Annotated in this window: 21 protein-coding genes and 2 tRNA genes; 15 read left to right on the top strand and 8 right to left on the bottom strand. The window is 63.8% G+C overall.

The annotated features are described in order from the left end of the window. The 8 genes from tolA to nadA form a co-directional block, all read left to right on the top strand. Positions 1–654 (top strand): cell envelope integrity protein TolA (gene tolA / locus BMY22_RS19400; protein ID WP_090624781.1); only part of this gene is annotated, 654 nt, incomplete at its 5' end. Continuing rightward, the gene (gene tolB, locus BMY22_RS19395) at positions 651–1,946 is read left to right on the top strand and encodes a Tol-Pal system beta propeller repeat protein TolB (RefSeq protein WP_090624779.1); all 1,296 of its coding nucleotides are present in this window, start codon (positions 651–653) and stop codon (positions 1,944–1,946) included. The genes tolA and tolB, both read left to right, overlap by 4 nt. Positions 1,947–2,009: 63 nt before the next feature. Continuing rightward, positions 2,010–2,555 carry a peptidoglycan-associated lipoprotein Pal gene (gene pal / locus BMY22_RS19390; protein ID WP_090624777.1) on the top strand — a complete coding sequence of 182 codons (546 nt, stop codon included), beginning with the start codon at positions 2,010–2,012 and terminating at the stop codon, positions 2,553–2,555. Between the two features lie 6 nt (positions 2,556–2,561). Next, positions 2,562–3,380, top strand: coding sequence for a tol-pal system protein YbgF (gene ybgF, locus BMY22_RS19385; protein WP_090624775.1), 819 nt, complete (start codon positions 2,562–2,564; stop codon positions 3,378–3,380). A 113-nt stretch (positions 3,381–3,493) separates the two neighbouring features. After that, positions 3,494–4,141 carry a 7-carboxy-7-deazaguanine synthase QueE gene (gene queE, locus BMY22_RS19380; RefSeq protein ID WP_090624786.1) on the top strand — a complete coding sequence of 216 codons (648 nt, stop codon included), beginning with the start codon at positions 3,494–3,496 and terminating at the stop codon, positions 4,139–4,141. A 63-nt stretch (positions 4,142–4,204) separates the two neighbouring features. Next, on the top strand, positions 4,205–4,879 hold the full coding sequence (gene queC, locus BMY22_RS19375; protein ID WP_090624773.1) for a 7-cyano-7-deazaguanine synthase QueC: 675 nt from the start codon (positions 4,205–4,207) through the stop codon (positions 4,877–4,879). 58 nt (positions 4,880–4,937) lie between these two features. Beyond that, positions 4,938–5,013 (top strand) — tRNA-Lys (locus BMY22_RS19370). Positions 5,014–5,367: 354 nt separating this feature from the next. Continuing rightward, on the top strand, positions 5,368–6,426 hold the full coding sequence (gene nadA, locus BMY22_RS19365) for a quinolinate synthase NadA (protein ID WP_090624771.1): 1,059 nt from the start codon (positions 5,368–5,370) through the stop codon (positions 6,424–6,426). A gap of 64 nt (positions 6,427–6,490) precedes the next feature. Here the strand turns inward: nadA and BMY22_RS19360 are convergent, their stop codons facing one another. Further along, complete coding sequence (locus BMY22_RS19360) at positions 6,491–7,927, bottom strand: M48 family metalloprotease (protein WP_167363775.1); 1,437 nt, start codon at positions 7,925–7,927, stop codon at positions 6,491–6,493. A 138-nt stretch (positions 7,928–8,065) separates the two neighbouring features. Here BMY22_RS19360 and BMY22_RS19355 point away from each other — a divergent pair, with 138 nt between their 5' ends. Further along, the gene (locus tag BMY22_RS19355; protein ID WP_090624769.1) at positions 8,066–8,317 is read left to right on the top strand and encodes a sulfurtransferase TusA family protein; all 252 of its coding nucleotides are present in this window, start codon (positions 8,066–8,068) and stop codon (positions 8,315–8,317) included. 15 nt (positions 8,318–8,332) lie between these two features. Here the strand turns inward: BMY22_RS19355 and BMY22_RS19350 are convergent, their stop codons facing one another. Together BMY22_RS19350 and BMY22_RS19345 are read right to left on the bottom strand one after the other, a co-directional pair. Further along, on the bottom strand, positions 8,333–8,809 hold the full coding sequence (locus BMY22_RS19350) for a peroxiredoxin (protein WP_090624767.1): 477 nt from the start codon (positions 8,807–8,809) through the stop codon (positions 8,333–8,335). A gap of 10 nt (positions 8,810–8,819) precedes the next feature. Further along, the gene (locus BMY22_RS19345; protein ID WP_090624765.1) at positions 8,820–9,377 is read right to left on the bottom strand and encodes a glycine cleavage system transcriptional repressor; all 558 of its coding nucleotides are present in this window, start codon (positions 9,375–9,377) and stop codon (positions 8,820–8,822) included. Between the two features lie 165 nt (positions 9,378–9,542). Here BMY22_RS19345 and dapA point away from each other — a divergent pair, with 165 nt between their 5' ends. The 4 genes from dapA (at position 9,543) to BMY22_RS19325 (ending at position 12,740) form a co-directional block, all read left to right on the top strand. Next, positions 9,543–10,421 carry a 4-hydroxy-tetrahydrodipicolinate synthase gene (dapA, locus tag BMY22_RS19340; RefSeq protein WP_090624763.1) on the top strand — a complete coding sequence of 293 codons (879 nt, stop codon included), beginning with the start codon at positions 9,543–9,545 and terminating at the stop codon, positions 10,419–10,421. 19 nt (positions 10,422–10,440) lie between these two features. Beyond that, positions 10,441–11,553, top strand: a complete 1,113-nt coding sequence (gene bamC, locus BMY22_RS19335) for an outer membrane protein assembly factor BamC (protein WP_090624761.1) — start codon at positions 10,441–10,443, stop codon at positions 11,551–11,553. 109 nt (positions 11,554–11,662) lie between these two features. Then, complete coding sequence (locus BMY22_RS19330; protein ID WP_090624759.1) at positions 11,663–12,532, top strand: phosphoribosylaminoimidazolesuccinocarboxamide synthase; 870 nt, start codon at positions 11,663–11,665, stop codon at positions 12,530–12,532. Between the two features lie 118 nt (positions 12,533–12,650). Then, positions 12,651–12,740 (top strand) — tRNA-Ser (locus BMY22_RS19325). A 216-nt stretch (positions 12,741–12,956) separates the two neighbouring features. Here the strand turns inward: BMY22_RS19325 and BMY22_RS19320 are convergent. Further along, positions 12,957–13,196 (bottom strand): hypothetical protein, encoded by a 240-nt coding sequence (locus tag BMY22_RS19320; RefSeq protein ID WP_090624758.1) that lies wholly within the window; start codon positions 13,194–13,196, stop codon positions 12,957–12,959. 677 nt (positions 13,197–13,873) lie between these two features. Here BMY22_RS19320 and BMY22_RS25435 point away from each other — a divergent pair. Further along, positions 13,874–14,116, top strand: a complete 243-nt coding sequence (locus BMY22_RS25435; protein WP_090624756.1) for a hypothetical protein — start codon at positions 13,874–13,876, stop codon at positions 14,114–14,116. Between the two features lie 15 nt (positions 14,117–14,131). Here the strand turns inward: BMY22_RS25435 and BMY22_RS19310 are convergent, their stop codons facing one another. From BMY22_RS19310 to BMY22_RS19295, 4 genes are read right to left on the bottom strand one after another with little or no spacing between them, the layout of a single operon-like run. Further along, positions 14,132–14,788 carry a class I SAM-dependent DNA methyltransferase gene (locus BMY22_RS19310; protein ID WP_090624755.1) on the bottom strand — a complete coding sequence of 219 codons (657 nt, stop codon included), beginning with the start codon at positions 14,786–14,788 and terminating at the stop codon, positions 14,132–14,134. Continuing rightward, positions 14,785–15,129, bottom strand: coding sequence for a YdbL family probable chaperone protein (locus BMY22_RS19305; protein WP_090624753.1), 345 nt, complete (start codon positions 15,127–15,129; stop codon positions 14,785–14,787). Before BMY22_RS19305 ends, BMY22_RS19310 begins: the two co-directional genes overlap by 4 nt. A gap of 10 nt (positions 15,130–15,139) precedes the next feature. After that, a complete protein-coding gene (locus BMY22_RS19300; RefSeq protein ID WP_090624751.1) occupies positions 15,140–15,331 on the bottom strand; it encodes a YnbE family lipoprotein in 192 nt (63 codons plus the stop codon). 14 nt (positions 15,332–15,345) lie between these two features. Beyond that, the gene (locus BMY22_RS19295) at positions 15,346–17,946 is read right to left on the bottom strand and encodes an intermembrane phospholipid transport YdbH family protein (protein WP_090624749.1); all 2,601 of its coding nucleotides are present in this window, start codon (positions 17,944–17,946) and stop codon (positions 15,346–15,348) included. 392 nt (positions 17,947–18,338) lie between these two features. Between BMY22_RS19295 and BMY22_RS19290 the strand changes: the two genes are divergently transcribed. After that, positions 18,339–18,752, top strand: coding sequence for a tetratricopeptide repeat protein (locus tag BMY22_RS19290; RefSeq protein WP_244158924.1), 414 nt, complete (start codon positions 18,339–18,341; stop codon positions 18,750–18,752). Positions 18,753–18,876 lie beyond the last annotated feature (124 nt).

Genomic DNA, 18,876 nt, shown 5'->3' with positions numbered 1-18,876 from the left:
AAGAAGAAGGCCGCCGAAGAGGCGAAGAAGCAGGCGGCCGCCGAGGAGGCCAAGAAGAAGTCTGCCGAAGAAGCGAAGAAGCAGGCGGCTGCGGAAGAGGCGAAGAAGCAGGCGGCCGCCGAGGAAGCCAAGAAGAAGGCTGCCGAAGAAGCGAAGAAGCAGGCGGCTGCCGAGGAAGCCAAGCAGAAGGCTGCCGATGAGGCGAAGAAAAAGGCCGCTGCCGAAGAGGGTAAGAAGAAAGCCGCCGCTGAGGCCGCGCGCAAGGCTGCCGAGGACAAGAAGGCCCAGGCCCTGGCCGAGCTGCTGTCCGACTCCACGGAGCGGCAGCAGGCCTTGGCCGAGAGCCAGGGCAGTCAGACCAGCGGCAAATACGACGACCTGATCGTCAGTCTGGTCAGCCAGCAATGGCGCCGACCACCGTCGGCCCGTAATGGAATGAGCGTAGAGGTACTGATCCAGATGCTGCCGGATGGCACCATAACCAATGCGCGGGTGACCCGTTCCAGCGGGGACGCGTCCTTCGACAATTCAGCCGTTGCCGCGGTGCGCAGCGTGGGCAGGATCCCGGAGTTGCGGCAAGTGGATCGCGCCACCTTCGATAGCCAGTACCGGCAGCGGCGCATGATTTTCAAACCTGAGGATTTGGATCTGTGAATACCCTGATTCGTCTCGCCCTGCTCGGATTGACCTTGCTGACCGGCATCGCCCAGGCGGCCGATCCGCTGGTAGTGACCAGCGGTACCGCGCGTGCCACGCCGATCGCCGTGGTGCCCTTCGGCTGGCAGGGCGGTAGCGTGATGAGCGACGACATGGCCGCGATCGTCAGCAACGACCTGCGTAACTCGGGGGTCTTCGAGCCGCTTCCCCGGCAGAACATGATTAGTCAGCCGAGCAGTGCCGGCGAGATCATCTATCGCGATTGGGCGGCGCTGGGGGCTCAGTATGTGCTGGTTGGCAGCATAGTCCCGGCCAGTGGGCGACTGCAGGTGCAGTATGCGCTGATGAATGTGGCCACCGAGCAGCAAGTGTTGGCCGGAACTGTTAGCGGCAGTGGCGATCAGTTGCGCGACATGGCCCACTACATTGCCGACCAGGCGTTCGAGAAGCTCACCGGCATCAAGGGGGCTTTCTCCACCCGCCTGCTCTACGTCACCGCCGAGCGCATGGGCGATGGAGGCACCCGCTACACCCTGCAGCGCTCCGACTACGACGGTGCGCGGGCGGTGACCCTGCTGCAGTCGCGCGAGCCGATCCTGTCGCCGCGCTTTGCGCCCGATGGCCGGCGCATCGCTTATGTCTCCTTCGAGCAGAAGCGTCCGCGCATCTTCATCCAGTACGTCGATACCGGTCGCCGCGAGCAGATCACCAACTTCGAGGGGCTCAACGGTGCGCCGGCCTTCTCGCCGGATGGGTCCCGCCTGGCCTTCGTGCTGTCCAAGGACGGCAACCCGGAGATCTACGTGATGAACCTGGCCAGCCGGCAGCTGCAGCGGGTCACCGACCAGATAGGCATCGACACCGAGCCTTTCTGGGGGGCGGATGGCCAAACCCTCTATTTCACTTCCGACCGTGCCGGCAAGCCACAGATCTATCGGCAGAGCATCGGCGGCGGAGCCGAGCGGGTAACCTTCGTCGGCAACTACAATGCCAACCCGAAGTTGTCGGCCGACGAGAAGACCCTGGTAATGGTCCACCGCCAAGAGGGGTACACCAACTTCAAGGTGGCCGCCCAGGACCTCGAGCGCGGCAGCCTGCGCGTGCTTTCGGAGACCGGCCTGGACGAGTCGCCCACTGTCGCCCCCAATGGCACCATGCTAATCTACGCCACCCGTCAGCAGGGACGGGGAGTCTTGATGCTCGTGTCGATCAACGGCAAGGTCAGGCTCCCGCTTCCTACCGCGCAAGGCGAGGTTCGCGAGCCGTCTTGGTCTCCCTACCTGAACTGATGCGACATTCCAAATCAAACCCTCAACCTAACACAACACCTGAGCTTCTTTAGGAGTTCCATCATGCAAATGCTGAAATTCGGTAAATTCGCCGCGCTGGCGCTGGCCATGGCGGTTGCCGTCGGCTGTTCCTCCAAGGGCGGCGACGCTTCCGGGGAAGGCGCTGGCGCCAATGGTGGCGTTGATCCGAATGCAGGCTACGGCGCCGGTACCTCTGGCTACGGTTCCGGTTCCGGTTCCGGCGCTTACGGTGGCGGTATGGGTGGCAGCGATGCGGCCTCTCTGCGCGCTATCACTACTTTCTATTTCGAGTACGACAGCTCCGACCTGAAGTCGGAAGCCATGCGTGCCCTCGACGTGCACGCTGGTGACCTGAAGGGCAGTGGCGCCCGCGTCGTGCTGGAAGGCCATACCGACGAGCGCGGTACCCGCGAGTACAACATGGCTCTGGGTGAGCGTCGTGCCAAGGCCGTCCAGCGCTATCTGGTGCTGCAGGGGGTTTCCCCGGCCCAACTGGAATTGGTTTCTTACGGCGAAGAGCGTCCTGCCGTTGGCGGTGCCGACGAGCAGTCCTGGGCTCAGAACCGCCGCGTCGAACTGCGCAAGTAACTCGCCATGAGCCAGTGCCGCCGTGTCATATCCCTGTTGGTGTTCAGTCTGCCGCTCGCAGCCTGGGCAGAGACTCCTGTGGCGGGTAACTCTGCCGGTTACGGTTACGTCAGTAACGGTTACCCGCAGGCGATACAGGACGCGAGCGGCGCCTATGCCGGGGGGGCGATGAGTACGCCGACCTCGGCGCAGGGCGAGATGTTCCTGCAGTTGCAGCAACTGCAGGACGAGGTTTCGCGTCTGCGCGGCATGGTCGAGGAGCAGCAGCACGAGGTCCGCCGCCTGAAGCAGGAAAGTCTGGATCGCTATCAGGACCTCGACAGCCGCCTGTCCGCGGCGGCAAGCGCTCCGGTTCAGCAGCAGAACGCCTCCGCCGGTGCCATCGATGCCGGCGGAACTCCCGTGCCGGCGGCAGCCCAGGCGCCGGCGAGTGGCGGGTCGTCCGATCCCGAGAAGGAAAAGCTGTATTACGACGCGGCCTTCGATTTGATCAAGGCCAAGGATTTCGACAAGGCCAGCCAAGCGTTCGCCGCTTTTCTGCGCAAATACCCCAACAGCCAGTACGCCGGCAATGCACAGTACTGGCTGGGTGAGGTGAATCTGGCCAAGGGGGATCTGCAAGGAGCCGGCCAGGCTTTTGCGCGGGTCAGCCAGAACTACCCGAAGCATCCCAAGGTGCCGGACTCGCTGTACAAGCTGGCGGACGTCGAGCGTCGCTTGGGTAACGCGGGGAAAGCGAAATCAGCCTTGCAGCAGGTCGTCGCTCAGTACCCCGGCAGTTCGGCGGCCCAGCTGGCCCAGCGCGATCTGCAAAGTCTGCGCTGACCCCCTGTAGCAGAAAAAACCCGCGCTTGTCGCGGGTTTTTTCGTTAGAATCCATGCCCCTTTTCCCGCAACGGAGGCGGATGGCCTGTTTCGCCGTCACGCCCGTGGCTGATATGCAAGAAACCCTGCGAATTACCGAGATTTTCCACTCGTTGCAGGGGGAGGCACGTACCGCTGGCTTGCCGACGGTATTCGTGCGCCTTACCGGCTGTCCCCTGCGCTGTCAATACTGCGATACCGCCTATGCCTTCAGCGGCGGCGAAAATCTCCCCCTGTCCGAGATTCTCGAGCGCGTGGCGGGCTATCAATCACGCCGCGTCTGCGTCACCGGTGGCGAGCCGCTGGCTCAGCCGAACAGCGTTGCGCTGCTGCGCCGGCTCTGCGAGGCCGGCTACGAGGTTTCCTTGGAAACCAGTGGAGCCTTCGATGTCTCGGACGTGGATGCCCGGGTGAGCCGGGTGCTCGACCTGAAGACCCCGGGCTCGGGGGAGGTTGCGCGCAATCGTTACGAGAACATTGCCCTGCTGACGCACCACGATCAGATGAAGTTCGTTCTTTGCTCCCGCGAGGACTATGATTGGGCGGTATCCAAACTGATCGAGTATCGCCTAGATAGTCGTGTCGGCGAGGTGCTGTTCTCGCCCAGTCATGGTCAGTTGGAGGGTCGTGAGCTGGCGGACTGGATCGTTGCCGACAACCTGCCGGTGCGTCTACAGCTGCAGCTGCACAAGGTCCTCTGGAACGACGCGCGGGGGCGCTGAGCGATCCTGTTCCCCGTCAGCCGGACTTCTCTGGCCTTGCAGGTTCTGTCGAGACGATACGAAATGAACGAGAGAAAAGCGGTCATCCTGCTATCCGGCGGTCTCGATTCCGCCACTGTGGTTGCCTTGGCACGGGCCGAGGGGTATGCCTGCTACAGCATGAGCTTCGATTATGGCCAGCGCCATCGTGCCGAGCTGCGGGCCGCCGAGCGGGTGGCTCGGCAGCTTGGTGTGGTGGAGCACAAGGTGGTCGGTCTGGACCTCGGCGGAATCGGCGGTTCGGCGCTGACCGATCTTGCCATCGCGGTGCCGGAGACGCCCAGCGAAGGTATTCCGGTCACCTATGTGCCGGCGCGCAATACCGTGTTTCTCGCACTGGCGCTGGGCTGGGCCGAAGTGCTGGGTGCGCGGGACATCTTCATCGGCGTCAATGCGGTGGATTATTCTGGCTACCCGGATTGCCGTCCTGCGTTCATCGAGGCTTTTGAGCGAATGGCCAACCTGGCGACCAAGGCTGGTGTGGAAGGGCAGGGTTTGCGCATCCTGGCGCCGTTGCAGAACCTTGGCAAGGCCGAGATCATCCGGGTCGGTCTGTGCCATGGGGTCGATTATGGGCTGACAGTCTCCTGTTATCAGGCCGACGAGGACGGTCGTGCCTGCGGCAAGTGCGACTCCTGTCGACTAAGAGTGGCCGGTTTCGCTGCGGCTGGGGTTGCCGATCCTACCCGCTATGTTTGAGTTTTTTCCGAGGGGGTGTTGAAATCCTGAGATAAATCAGTATTATACGCCTCGCGTTGGGTCGTTAGCTCAGTCGGTAGAGCAGTTGGCTTTTAACCAATTGGTCGTAGGTTCGAATCCTACACGACCCACCATTTTCCCCTCTGCTTCACATCGGTTTTTTGCCTCGTTGAACGTTTCTATCGGCGTGGCTTACATCTGGCGTCATTCTTCAAGCTCTCCGTATCGCCGTATATCGAACAGGCATTCTCGTCGGATTGCTATAGTGTCGAGTTGGATGCCTGTCTTGGGCAAGGCGACATGGGTTTCTGCTTCCCCCTCCCTGTATGGGTGGATGAGCAAGGAACTCCGGGGATCTTCGCTATTGAGGCCAGTATAAGGCTCTATCTTCTCCTTCCAGGCTCATCCTGTGCCTGTTCTGCCCTCTGGCGTTGTGCCGCAGGGTGATATACTCGCCTTCCGCGCACGCGCTTGCAGGTCCAGCGAACATGACGCAGATTTCCGAACGCCTCCTTGTCCAGGTTCACCTCGATGCCGGGCAGATCAAGCCTCCGAGTGCCGAGGAGGAGGCCCATTATCGCCGCGAGATCGCCGCCGAGCTGAAAAGGCAGAATGCGGTACTGGTAGCCCACTACTATTGCGATCCGGTGCTTCAGGCGCTGGCCGAGGAAACGGGTGGCTGCGTCGCCGACTCCTTGGAAATGGCCCGCTTCGGCAGTCAGCATCCGGCGCAGACGCTGCTCGTTGCCGGCGTGCGTTTCATGGGCGAGACGGCGAAAATCCTCAATCCGGAAAAGCGCGTGCTGATGCCGACCCTGGAGGCGACCTGTTCGCTGGATCTGGGGTGTCCGCTGGAGGAGTTTTCCGCTTTCTGCGACCAGCACCCCGAGCGCACCGTGGTGGTTTATGCCAACACCTCGGCGGCGGTCAAGGCGCGGGCCGATTGGGTGGTCACTTCCAGCTGCGCCCTTGAGATCGTCGAGAGCCTGATGGATAACGGCGAAAAGATCATTTGGGCACCGGATCGCCATCTGGGCCGTTACATCCAGCGTGAAACTGGTGCCGATATGCTGCTTTGGGACGGTGCCTGCATCGTCCATGAGGAGTTCAAGGCCAAGCAACTGCTCGACATGAAGCGACTCTATCCCGATGCCGCCGTGCTGGTCCATCCCGAGTCGCCGGAGGCAGTGATCGAGCTGGCCGACGCGGTGGGTTCGACCAGTCAACTGATCAAGGCGGCGCAGACGCTGCCCAATCCGACCTTCATCGTCGCTACCGATCGCGGCATCTTCTACAAGATGCAGCAGCTCTGCCCGGACAAGCGCTTCGTCGAGGCGCCCACCGCGGGGAGCGGGGCGACCTGCCGCAGCTGCGCTCATTGCCCATGGATGGCGATGAACACCCTGGAGCGAACCCTGGCTAGTCTGCAAGGGGGAGCCAACGAAATCTTCGTCGATCCGGCGCTGATCCCGAAGGCTGTCAAGCCGCTCGCGCGCATGCTCGACTTCACTCATGCTGCCCGTCTGAAGCTTGCCGGCAACGCCTGAGCGGGGTGCCGGTCGTTCGCGCTGAAATGGGGCCCGGCTGGATGCTCGCCGGGCTTGCTGCAGATCAGCGCAGCATTTCCTCGATCATCTTCTTTTCTTCCTTCAGGGCCTGCTGCCGGGCGTCCATCCGTGCGGCCAGCTGGAAGTTGCCGTTCGCACGGCGTTTGGCGAAGTCCAACTGTTCGATGGCCTGGTCGTAATTGCCGACCAGGGCGAAGTACTCGGCGCGGGCCTGGTGCACGCCGATGATGTCGCCGGACAGGCCGCGGACTTCCGCAGCCTGGTACCAGACGTCCGGGTCTTCGGGACGGCTGGCGAGCAGCTCGTTGAGCGCTTTCTCCGCCGCCGCCGGCTGATTCTGCTTAAGTAGCAGATCGGCCTGGGTCTGCCGCAGTGGGTAGTTGCCTGGGTATAGGGCCAGCAGACGCTTGACCCGTGACTCGGCCTCCTGGAGGCGGTTGGCCGTGATGTCCAGGGCGGCTGCGGCGAGGTTGTAGTCGATGTCGTTGGGTGCCTTGTCCAGTAGCGGCTGTAGGGCTTCCCGAGCCTCGTTGAGCTGGCCGCTCTTGGTCAGGGCCAGAGTCAGGCCGTAGCGGTCGGCGCTGGATTTCGGGTTTTCGTCGAGCTGGGCGCGGAAGCGCTTCACCGCCATGCCGGCGGTCTGCTCGTAGATGAGCTGCATGCGGGCACGCATCAGCTGGTAGCGGTGGTCGTCCTGGCGACCGCCAGTACGGTACTGTTCCGCGCGGTTGCGGGTGTCGGCGATGCGTGACTCGGTGACCGGGTGGGTCAGGAGAAATTCCGGCGGCTTGGCGTCGTAGCGGTACTGGCGCATCAGGCGTTCGAACATGCTCGGCATGGCGCGGGGATCGTAGCCGGCCTTTTCCAGGTTGAGCAGGCCGATGCGGTCGGCCTCCTGCTCGTTCTGCCGGGAGAAGCGCCGCATTTCCTGCATTGCCGCCGCCTGGCTGGAGGCGATTGCTGCCATGCCGGCATCTCCTGCGCCAGCCGCGGCGGCGATGATGCCGGCGAGCATGGTGGCCATCATGGGGATCTGGAGGCGCTGCTGGGCTTCGAGACCGCGGGCAAAATGGCGCTGCGAGAGGTGTGCCAGTTCGTGGGCCAGCACGGCGGCGTATTCGGCCTCGGTCTCCGCGTAGAGGAACAGGCCGCCATTCACGCCGATGATGCCGCCGGGCGCGGCGAAAGCGTTCAGTTGCGGGCTGTCGAGCAGGACGAACTCCAGGCGCCGGTCCTGGACCTGGCTGGTTTCGCTCAAGCGGTAGACGCTGGTTTCCACGTAGTCCTTCAGTTGTGCGTCGGACAGGTGGGGAACCTGTCCGCGCAACAGGCTCAGCCAGGCCCGGCCGAGCTGGTGTTCCTGTTCGGGGGAGACGATGGCGGAACTGGCATCGCCCAGCGACGGTAGGTCGCTGGCCGTGCCGGGAGGCGCTGCGAGCAGGCAGGCGAGGGCGAGGAGGCTGGGGCGTAGGAGATTCATGCGGCAGGTTCTGGCATTCAGAGGCATTACTGTATCCATTCGAGTTTAGGTGCGCGCACATTGCCGTGCGCGCCCGGCAGGCGACTGGTCAGGTCTTTGCCGGCTTGGTTATCCTTGGGACCTTTTCTGGAGAGTCCTATGACCGATGCCGAATGGCAGGCTGACGCCTGCGATGCCGAACTGGATGCCTGCGGCCTGAGTTGCCCGCTACCCTTGCTCAAGGCCAAGCTGGAGCTGAACCGCCTGCATTCCGGAGCGGTACTCAAGGTGACCGCGACGGACCCCGGTTCGCAACGGGATTTTCGCGCCTTCGCCCGGCTGGCCGGCCATTGCCTCCTGCGCGAGGAGGTCGAGGGCGGTCTCTTCCGCTACTGGCTGCGCAAGGCGTGAAGGGGCAGGCCGCGCTCAGTCGGCCCGGTCCAGGGCGTGGGCGGCGGCCAGCACGGCATCGACGTGGCCCGGTACCTTCACGCCGCGCCACTCCTGGCGCAGCACGCCGTTCCTGTCGATCAGGAAGGTGCTGCGATCGATGCCCAGATACTCCTTGCCGTAAAGTTTCTTCAGCTTGATCACCTCGAACAGCTGGCACAGCTGCTCGTCCTTATCGGAGATCAGCTCGAAAGGGAAGGCCTGCTTGCTCTTGAAGTTCTCGTGGGATTTCAGTCCGTCGCGGGAGACGCCGAAGACCTGCGTATTGGCCGCCTGGAACTCGCCATGGCGGTCGCGGAAGCCCTGGCCTTCGGTGGTGCAGCCCGGTGTGCTGTCCTTCGGATAGAAGTACAGCACCACCTGCCGGCCCTTGAGTGCGGCGGGCGAAACCAACTGGCCGCCGGTGGCCTGGGCCAGGAAGTCGGGAACGGGCTGCTCGAGGGCAACGGGCATGGAAAGCTCCTTAGGGATTCTGGGGGCGCCAGGGCTCGATCAGCGCATCGAGGTTCAGGGCATCGGCGAAATCGAGGAACTGGTCGCGCAGCCAACTGATCTGGGTGCCGGCCGGCAGGGTGACGGTCAGGGTGGCGTTGAGCATGGTGCCGCCGGTCTGCGGTGCCTGGTAGGTGTCGCAGGTCAGGTTTTCCAGTTCGACGCGGTGGTCGATGAAGAACTGGCAGAGCTCGGAGAGAATGTCCGGGCGGTAGGCTGCGCTGACATAGGCGACGTAGGGCAATGCCTGCGGTCGATTGTCCAGGGGCAGGCTGCGGGTCAGGTTGTAGGTGAAATCGTGACGCTTGGCCAGGGTCGGCAGGCTGGTTTCCATGCGCGCCAGTCCGTCCCAACTGCCGGCCACCTGCACGACCAGAGCGCAGACTTCACCGTGGCGAGTCAGGCGGGTACTGACGACCGAGCAGCGGCTTTCCTGGCTGGCACGGCACAGCACGTTGGTCAGCTCCATGGGGGCGCTGCCGAGAACGCTGATGACGAGGAACTGTTCGCGAGCGGGAGGGGTGGACATGCAGCTTTCCTAAACGATGAGCAGTCGTCGCAAGAGGCGCCGATCAAAGCCGGAAGGGTAACGAAAAGCGGCGCCGAGGGGAATGCTTGGGCTTTGCGGTCAACTTGTACAAGGAAGGTGGCGACAGTACCATTACGGCTCATTTTTTCCGGCAGGAGTGGTTGCATGATTGCGGGCAGCATGGTGGCTCTGGTCACCCCCATGGATGCGCAGGGCGGTCTGGATTGGGACGGCCTGAGCAAGCTCGTGGACTTCCACCTGCAAGAAGGCACCAATGCCATCGTCGCGGTCGGTACCACGGGTGAATCTGCGACCCTGGGGGTCGCCGAGCATGTCGAGGTCATCCGTCGGGTGGTCGACCAGGTCGGCGGAAGGATCCCGGTGATCGCCGGTACCGGTGCCAATTGCACCCGCGAGGCGATCGAGCTGACGGCGAACGCGAAGAGCGTCGGCGCCGATGCCTGCTTGCTGGTAACCCCCTACTACAACAAGCCGACCCAGGAAGGTCTGTATCGACACTTCCGCGCCATCGCCGAAGCCGTGGCGATCCCGCAGATCCTCTACAACGTGCCCGGACGTACTGTCTGCGACATGCTGCCGGAAACCGTCGAGCGTCTTTCCAAGGTACCGAACATCATCGGCATCAAGGAGGCGACCGGCAATCTGGAGCGTGGTCGCGAGGTGCTGGAGCGTGTGGCCAAGGACTTCCTCGTCTATTCTGGCGACGATCCCACCGCCGTCGAACTCATCCTGATGGGCGGCAAGGGTAACATCTCGGTGACCGCCAACGTCGTCCCGCGTGCCATGAGCGATCTCTGCGCCGCGGCCACGCGTGGCGAGGCAGCTCTCGCTCGAGCGATGAACGAGCGCCTGATGCCGCTGCACAAGGCGCTGTTCTTGGAGTCCAACCCGATTCCGGTGAAGTGGGCGCTGCACGAGATGGGCTTTATTCCCGACGGTATTCGTCTGCCCCTGACCTGGTTGAGTTCCAGTTGCCACGAACCGCTGCGCCAGGCTCTTCGCCAGACCGGCGCTCTGGCTTGATCATCAGGAAGCATTGCGCATGAAGCGATTGGCCGGGCTCTCCGCTCTTGCCGCGATCTTTGCCACTGTCAGCGGTTGCGGCTGGTTGTGGGGAGAGAAGGGGTATTTCCGCGATCGTGGTAGCGACTATCTTGCGGCACGGCAGACCGCCCCGATGCAGGTGCCACCGAGTGTCGAGATCCGCCGCCTCGACCCGTTGCTGCCGGTGCCTCGGAACGTGGCTGACTCGCGGCGCGACAGCGATTTCGATGTACCGCGTCCGCAGCCGTTGCGGAGCACCCAGGAGGTCAGCGAGTTCAGCCTGCAGCAGAGCGGCGACTCGCGCTGGCTCGTGGTTCAGCGGGCACCGGCGGAAGCCTGGCCGATGCTCCGGCAGTTCTTCGAGGACAACGGCTTCCGCATCGCCGAAGAGCACCTGCAGGCCGGTGAGTTCGTCACGGCTTGGCAGCCACTCGACACGCTTTCCGCACCCATGGCGCGGCGCTTGGGCGGTCGGGCTTCCGAGCAAGCGGCCGGTAGCGAAATCCGTGTGCGGGTGCGAGTCGAGCCGGGTGTCCAGCGCAACTCCAGCGAAATTTTCGCGAATAGCGCACTGCGCCCGACCGGCAGCGCTGTCGATGCCGGCCTGGCCGGTCGTGGCGATGTCGGTCTGGATGCCGCGCTGCTCGACGAGATGAATGCCAGTCTGGCGCGCAGTGCCGAGCGTGGTGGTTCTGTTTCTTTGCTGGCGGCCCGCGACTTCGATGCACCGAGCCGCGTCACGCTCTCGAGGGACGGCAGCGGCAATCCTTTCCTGAGTCTGGATGCCGATTTCGATCGAGCCTGGTCGAGCATTGGTCGTGCCTTGGAAATGAGCAATGTACGGGTCGACGACATCAACCGCAGTCTTGGCGTGTACTACATCAATCTCGCCGAAAAGGCCGAGGGGGACGACAAGCCGGGCTTCTTTGGGCGCCTGCTCGGCAAAGGCAAGGATCCGGAGGATGTGGAGGCTCGGGCCGAGCGCTATCAGGTACGCCTGACTCGTGTCGCGGAGAGTGTCCAGGTCACGGTGGAGAAGGACATGAATACTTTCGCCCCCGAAGAGGTGGCGCGCCGGGTGTTGAGCATGCTCCAGGAACACCTCGGCTGAATGGCTGTCTGGCTGGGCCGTTCTCTGCGGCCCTCTCGGCAATGGTACGAATCGATAGGCGAAACCCCCTGGTTTCGCCTGTTTCGTTTGATAAAGGCAGAAAGACGCGATGAGCACACCCAGCACTCTGAGTCTGAAGAAGATCTACTCGGGCAAAGTCCGCGATCTCTATGAAATCGACGCCAAGCGCATGCTGATGGTGGCCAGCGACCGGCTGTCGGCCTTCGATGTGATCCTTGCCGAGCCGATTCCGGACAAGGGCAAGATTCTCACGGCCATCTCCAATTTCTGGTTCGACAAGCTGGCCGGCATCGTGCCGAACCACTTCACCGGCGACCGGGTGGAGGATGTGGTCGCGGCTGCCGAGCTGCCGCTGGTCGAGGGGCGGGCGGTGGTCGCCAAGCGCCTCAAGCCGGTGGCGGTAGAGGCCATCGTGCGGGGCTATATCGCCGGCTCCGGTTGGAAGGAGTACCAGAAGAGCGGCATCGTCTGCGGCATTCCCCTGCCGGCCGGCCTCAAGGAGGCCGCCAAACTGCCCCAGCCGATCTTCACTCCGTCGACCAAGGCGGCGGTGGGCGATCACGACGAGAACATCACCTTCGCCCAGTGCGAGGCGATCATCGGGGCAGAGTTGGCGGCCAAGGTGCGCGATACCGCCATCGCCCTGTATAGCGCCGCCGTCGAGTATGCGGCAACCCGCGGCATCATCATCGCCGACACCAAGTTCGAGTTCGGCATCGACGAGGATGGCGCTCTGACCCTGATGGACGAAGTGCTGACTCCGGACTCCAGTCGTTTCTGGCCGGCTGACAGCTATGTAGAGGGGCAGAACCCGCCGAGCTTCGACAAGCAGTTCGTGCGCGACTGGCTGGAGTCCACCGGCTGGAACAAGCAGCCGCCGGCTCCGGCGTTGCCGCCCGAAGTGGCGCAGAAGACTGCCGACAAGTACCGCGAGGCTCTGACCCGTTTAACCCGCTGAGAGATGGCCCGTCGCTTCGCTGTGGTCTGGGAGGCGAGGCAATTCCCTGAAAGTACAGAAAAAATCCGTGCGGGGGGTTCGCCAAAGCTAATCGAGCTGGTATCATGCGCGCCGCCTAGGGGAGATGCCGGAGTGGCCGAACGGGACGGATTCGAAATCCGTTGTATCCGCAAGGGTACCTAGGGTTCAAATCCCTATCTCCCCGCCATATCTAAGAGCCTCGCCGCTTTTTCGAGCTGCGAGGCTTTTTTATTGCACGCATGCTTTTTATCCCCGCTTACGATTCGGCTGAAGTGCAGCGAGTAGCAGTCGGCTCTTTGCCAATTGGCTTGGGTTCAGAGCAGAGATGCGGCTCTTGGCTCTTGCCTGTGTCGTCGGTGACCGGCCGTCCAGTGGCCCTCGGAAGATCAAGGTGCTTTCCGGTTCACTCGCTGACCTGTCGGACATCGAGAACGGCCCAGACTTCGAGTCCTTTCTTGCGCACGGCCTTTTCCGCTTCGAGTTTCGCTTCCAAGGTACTGAGCGAGCGGGATTTGTATTCGAACCGGAAGGCTGGACCGCCGGTCGGTTTGCGTACGCTCAGCTCCACCATAATATAACTGGAAGGGTGCTTGCGTTTCTCCGGGGCAGGTTTTGTTGGTGCAAGGCCCAATGCTTCGCGCATTTCGGCTTCGGTAATTTGCTGTGAGCTCAATGGACTTACCCGTCAATTCTGAATATAAGTATGGAAAGGTCGCCATTATGGATTTAATGCCTATCCCATGAGGGGATGCAAGTTCATATTCATATGGCGACACAACTTCGACAATGCATACTTTCGTTATTTTAGACTGTTGTCGGAGTAGGGACCCGCTTCGTTACATGTCGGCCCGATTGGGTTTCGCCGCAGGACAGCGAAAGCTGCTTCGTATCGGGGGGACAGTTATCGAGGAGTCCTCGACATTGTATACGAATAATGCCCAGGGTGTGATTGTCGCCATTCTCCGGCATTCCGCTGGGCGACTCCGTCATTGCTCTGGGCTGGCTGGCAAGGAAATCAGCAGGAAAGGCTCGAACAGCGTCGGGCCTGGTAGGCGTGGATGCGGCAGCCGGGTGGCTGCCTGTCTCATTCGATGTCTCCGCAGGTCAGGCCGACGTAGTTTTCCTCGATGGTGGTGCGGCCGGCCAGAGAGTCGAGGTAGTAGCCGCGTTCGGCCTTCCAGATGTGCTGCAGGCTATTTCTCCAGCAGCTCGGTGCGGCCTTTGCGGCAGACCTCGACTGGGATGCGGTAACTCGCGGGTGAGTTCGGTCTGGCCGTAGACCACCACGGTCTTGCCACCGGCGAGGCCCAGCAGATCAGTGTGTTCGCGGCGGCCGCCGAGGATCATCTCGAAGCCGGTATGGGGCAGGCTTTCCCGGTCCATGCGCGCGGCGGCGCTGGCTTCGCGCATCAGGTCGGCTATCCAGCAGGGCTGGGACAGTTCAGCCCGATCGGCCAGCCCGTGCTGCAGGTGGTGCCGCCTTTGTGCATTCCCGGCATGTCGCCGAACGCCTTCCGTCGGCTGGGCTACAGCGATGTGAACCAGGCGGCGCTGATTTCCTGAAGCCTTGCGGTTTTGTCAGGTCTTCGGTTTGCGCCAGACGCTGGCGAGCCAGGGCTGCTGGTTGCACGGAAGGCCGGCGGGGCGGTAGTAGTGCTCAAGTTCGACGAAGCCGGCGGCGGTCAGGTGGCGGCGCCAGGCGTCGAGGTCGTGGTAGCTGCCATAGCGGTTGCCGTTCCAGCCCTCTTCGTTGTGCCCGCGGGGATTGGAGCTGAACAGCACGCCGCCCGGCCTGAGTGTGGCGTATAGCTTGCTGAGCACCTGGGACAGTTCCTGGGCGGGGACATGGAACAGTGAGGCGTTGGCGAAGATGCCGTCGAAGCGTTCCGTTGGCAGGTCGAGTTGCAGGAAGTCCTGCTGCCAGACTTCACAGCCCGAGTCGGCGCGGGCCATGTCGACGAAGCGGGGACAGCCGTCCAGGCCGACGGGCTGGTGGCCGAGGGCGCGGAAGGTTTTCAGGTCGCGTCCTGGGCCGCAACCAAAGTCGAGGATGGCGAAGGGCGGTGGCACCTCGATGTGGCGCAGCAGGGCGGCGATATTCTGGCTCACGTCGTGGTCGCGGGTGCCCTCGCGGAAGGATTCGGCGGACGCCGCGTAGTGCTGCAGGGTCGTCGCCGTGATCTGCTCGAGGTCGCTGGCTTCGAGCGCCGTGGGGATTTTCTCGGGCGGCTTCATTTGCGTACCCACTTGCCGTTGAGCTGGATGTACTGGCCGCTTGGGGTCTTGTCCAGAGCCTTCTGTCCGGCGATGGCCTCTACGTCGCCCAGCTGGATGCCGTTTTCCTTGGCCAGGCGCTGGTATTCGGCGCGCCGGGCTTGGTTGATCAGGCGGGCGATCTCCTCGGCTTGGCCGCCGGGGCTGACCACGCCGAGGTAGCCGCTGGGCATTTCGCCCAGTTGGCCGCTGGCTTTGGCGCCGGAGAGGGCGCCCATGGCCTCGTTGAGATTCATCGCCAGGGCTGGCAGGGCAAGGCCCAGCGCGACCAGCAGGGTTGCGATGCGTGCGTAGGCTTTCATGGGAATCTCCTCAAAACAGGCCGCTATCCTTGTCGATGATGTCGTCCAGGGCCTTGTCCACCTTGACGTAGATTTCGTGCTGGATCTTCACATTGAGGTTGATGTTGATCGGTTTGTCGGGGACGGCCAACTGCACCGTGGGCGTACAGGCGGCGACCAGCAGGCCCAGCAGCGGGGCGGCGAGCAGGGGGCGCAGGCGCATGGCTGTTTCTCCAGTCAGGGGGCGTCGGAGTTCTTTCGCAGGCTTTGCTGCACGCGCTGGCGGATGCTCTCGTTGACGCGGTCGGTGAGTTGCAGGCTGGTCAGCAGGGCCGGAATATCTTCTTCCAAGTTGATGTTGAAGTGGATCGGCCGGCCCTTTTCCACGCTGGGGTTGCGCCCTTCGAGGCGCAGAGCCATGCGCAGCTTACCTTGTTCATCATAACCGAGGTCGCTGGACAGCAGGCCGAAATGGAAGTCCTCCAGGGCTTCTGCCACCAGTGTCATGGCCGGATTGGCGCGGCCCAGTGCACGGATCTTCTCGGAGCGGAACTGCAGCACGCCGGGGCCGCGATTGGCCAGCCGGCCTTGCTCGATGCGCATGCCGGCCGGTCCGACGAGCAGCGGCAGGCGTCCGTCCAGGGTGCCCTGCCCGGCCAGTCCCTCGGCGGGGTAGAGGCGAAACAGCTCGCCGAGCTGCAGGCCTTCGAGCTGCACCGCGAAGGTTGCCGAGCCTGACGACAGTCCCTGGCTGGCGGGGGCCAGCCAGGCACGGCCGCCGAGCAGGGCGAGTTCTGCCTGCTGCCAGTCGAGCTGGCCGCGTAGCGGCTGCGCTAGGCTTGCCGAGTACTGGCCGCGCAGGCGCAGCGGGCCGAGCGGGAGGCCGGGGTTGAGATGCGTCACCTCCAGCTCGGCCAGCCGCAGCTCCAGGCGCGGGCCGTGCAGGCGTGCCTGCAGGCGGCCGCTCAGGCCGCCCAGTTCGCTGCGATCATAAACTCCCGAGAGGCCCTTCGGTCGCAACTCCAGTTCACCCTGCAGCGGGGCGCCGGGGCGCAGCCGCAGGTGGGCATTGCCCTGCAGTCGGCCTTTGTCCAGTTCGAGCAGTGTGGGCCAGTCGAGCAGGGTCTCGGCCAGGGGATTGCCGGCGTGCAGGAAAATTTCCGCCAGGCGGGCGTCCACGGCCAGCGTGCCGTCGAGCGAGTGCTGCAGCTGCAGGTCGACGCCCAGCCCCCGTTCGCCCTGCAGCTTTCCGTTCAACTGCTGGCGTTCGAGCCCGGCGTCGAGGCGACCCTGCCAGGCCCACCCCTGCGGGCGCAGCCGGGGATGGCTCAGGCGCTGCGTCTGCATGCGCAGCGGACCGCTCAATCGCAGCTCATGCAGTGCGCCGTCGGTGAGTTCGGCGGCGAGGTGCAGGCCGGCCAGCTCGCCCTGCAGCCGCTCCAGGCGCAGTCCGGGTTGCGCCAGCTGCCCGAGGTTCAGGTGCGAGGCCTTGCCCAGGGCCAGCTGCAGGCGTTCGCGGTCGAGCCGGCCGGACAGCCACAGGCGGGCGTTCAGTCGCTCCAGGCGGGTGTCGGAGAGCTGCAGGCGCGGCGCGTCGACCTTGATCGCAGCGGCATCCAGCTCGATGCGCCAGTCGGGCTGCCGGGGCGCGATGTGCAGCTCGCCTTGCAGCGCGGCCTGTACCGGACCCTGGGTGCGCAGCTGCAGGCTCAGCGGCAGGATCGCGGTGTCCTCCGCAGCCTTGCCGGGCTGGGGGGCGAGGGGCGCGATCTGCAGCTGCAGCGTCTTCGGCCGCAGGGTTTCGGGAAGCCCTTCCAGCCAGGTGCCTTGCGGTTGGGTCAGGTAGAGATCGGCTTGCAGTTGACGGGGCAGCCAGTCTCCCGCGGCGCCGGCCAGTTCCAGGGCGAGATTGCCCTGCAGCAGGCCGACCCCGGCCAGTGGCCAGGGCTCGGGCAGCCGGGCATGGAGACGGGCCTCGCCCCGTGCCGTCTCGCGCAGCCGGCGCAGTCCCACTGGTCCCTGCGGCCAGTACAGCCGCCAGCCGGCCTCCAGCTGCATAGCCTGGAGGGGCGGCGCGGCACCTGTCGGCAGAGGAACCAGCCACTGCCCGAGCCACTCCCACAGCCAGGGCGTCTCGGGCAGACCCGACACGGCCAGCTCGCCTTGCCAGGCTTGTTCCGTACCGTGGCTGTCCAGTGTGGTGGATAGCTGGGCGAGCGGCTGGTCGTTGAGCCGCAGGTGGGCCTGCAGCGTCAGTTCCCGGAGGTCGGTCTGGCCGTCGAGGTCGGCGTGCAGTGCCAAACGTTGCCCTTGGTGCCGCAGCTGGAGTTCCAGGCTCGCCGGCAGTAGACGGGGGCCGGCATGGCGCGCCTGAAGCGAGCCTTGCAGGGGACAGCGGCCGCTGGCGCAGGGCAGCCGGATGTCGAAGGCGTCGATCGTCAGGTCTCGGGGGAGAGCGGCCAAGCCGCGCAGTACCGGCAGGCTTGCAGCGGGTGTGCTATCGCCGGAGGGAGGCGGGTGCCAGTCGAGCTCCAGATGGGCGATGCGCAGTTGCGGCAGCTGCCAGCCTTCATCGTTCCGCTCCGGCCAGGCCAGTACCAGGCCTTCGGCGGAGATCTGCAGGCGACCACCGTCGGCCTGCCGCCGCTCCAGTTGCAGGTGGTGCAGGACGGGGCCTTCGGCGACGAGGCGCAGGCCCTGCCAGGACAGTTGCTCGATGCCTTGGGTGTGGAGGAGCTGCTGCCAGCGATGGTTGCCGTAGGCCAGGGCGGCGATCAGGACGCTACCGACCAGGGCGATCCGCTTGGCATTGCGCCATCCTCGATGGCGAGCCGTCATCCACGGGCTCCTTTCCAGCCGGGTTTCGGCCAAGGGTGGCGGTCCGCCGGAGCAAGATCAAGGCGCGCTTTTGTGTCAAATCGATGAAGGATGCTGGCAGGATTCATCCTGGTCGGCGCCGGATCGCCCGGTTCATGATCTGTCTCATGCATCTAACTAGATGAAAATCAAGAAGTTTTCCTGGTGAAAAAAGCACCAGTTCGAGTCGGGGCCAGAGGACATCGACACTTGGAAAAGATCGGCTGGCGTTGTCCACCATGTTATCCACAGCTTCTGTGGATTTCCTTTCGGAGAAGTTTCTGAAGCCCCCATTGTCATACTTTGGCAAGTCTTTACTCGACGGGAAAAAGGAGTACAGTGCGCGCCTTCTCAAAATGAGCCTGCTGTTTGCCATGAGAGTTCGTGCCCAGTCTTCTTTGCCTGCCATTGTCCAGATGCGTCTGCCGGTAAGGGTGGCATCCTGGCTGCTGGACAGTCCGCGTATCGGCAAAACCCACAGTGCCAAGCGTTTCGCCGGACATCTGCTCAAGCAGCCGGCGCGCCAGGGCGTGGTGGCGGCGCAAAGTCGTCTTGGCCAGTTGCTCTGCCGCGACTGCTGTACTCCGCGCGATCGTCGTTTCGGCCTCGAGCTGCTACGCCAGGCTGCGCGTGCCGGAGACCTCCAGGCGCAGCTGGTGCTCGGTCGTCATTGCTGTGAGTCGGGACCACTGGAGGCGCAGCAGGGCCGTTACTGGTTGGAGCAGGCGGCTGCTCAGGGGTCGGACGAAGCCCTGCGACTGCTCGGCTGTCTCGCTGTGCTTTCCTGAGTGCACGGCCTAGGCATGCTCCGCCATCCTGCCGTGGAGCTGCCCGTGCTTATAGATTTGGCTCTTCATGGATTCCAGACAGTTCAGGACATCCCGTTTGACTGGGACCGGGCCGGCTAAGCTA

Origin of the sequence: Azotobacter beijerinckii (genome assembly GCF_900110885.1) — a bacterium.
In the GTDB taxonomy this organism is placed as follows: Bacteria; Pseudomonadota; Gammaproteobacteria; order Pseudomonadales; family Pseudomonadaceae; genus Azotobacter; species Azotobacter beijerinckii.
Note: the sequence above shows the minus strand (reverse complement) of the source record. Positions and strands in the feature narration are given on the sequence as shown.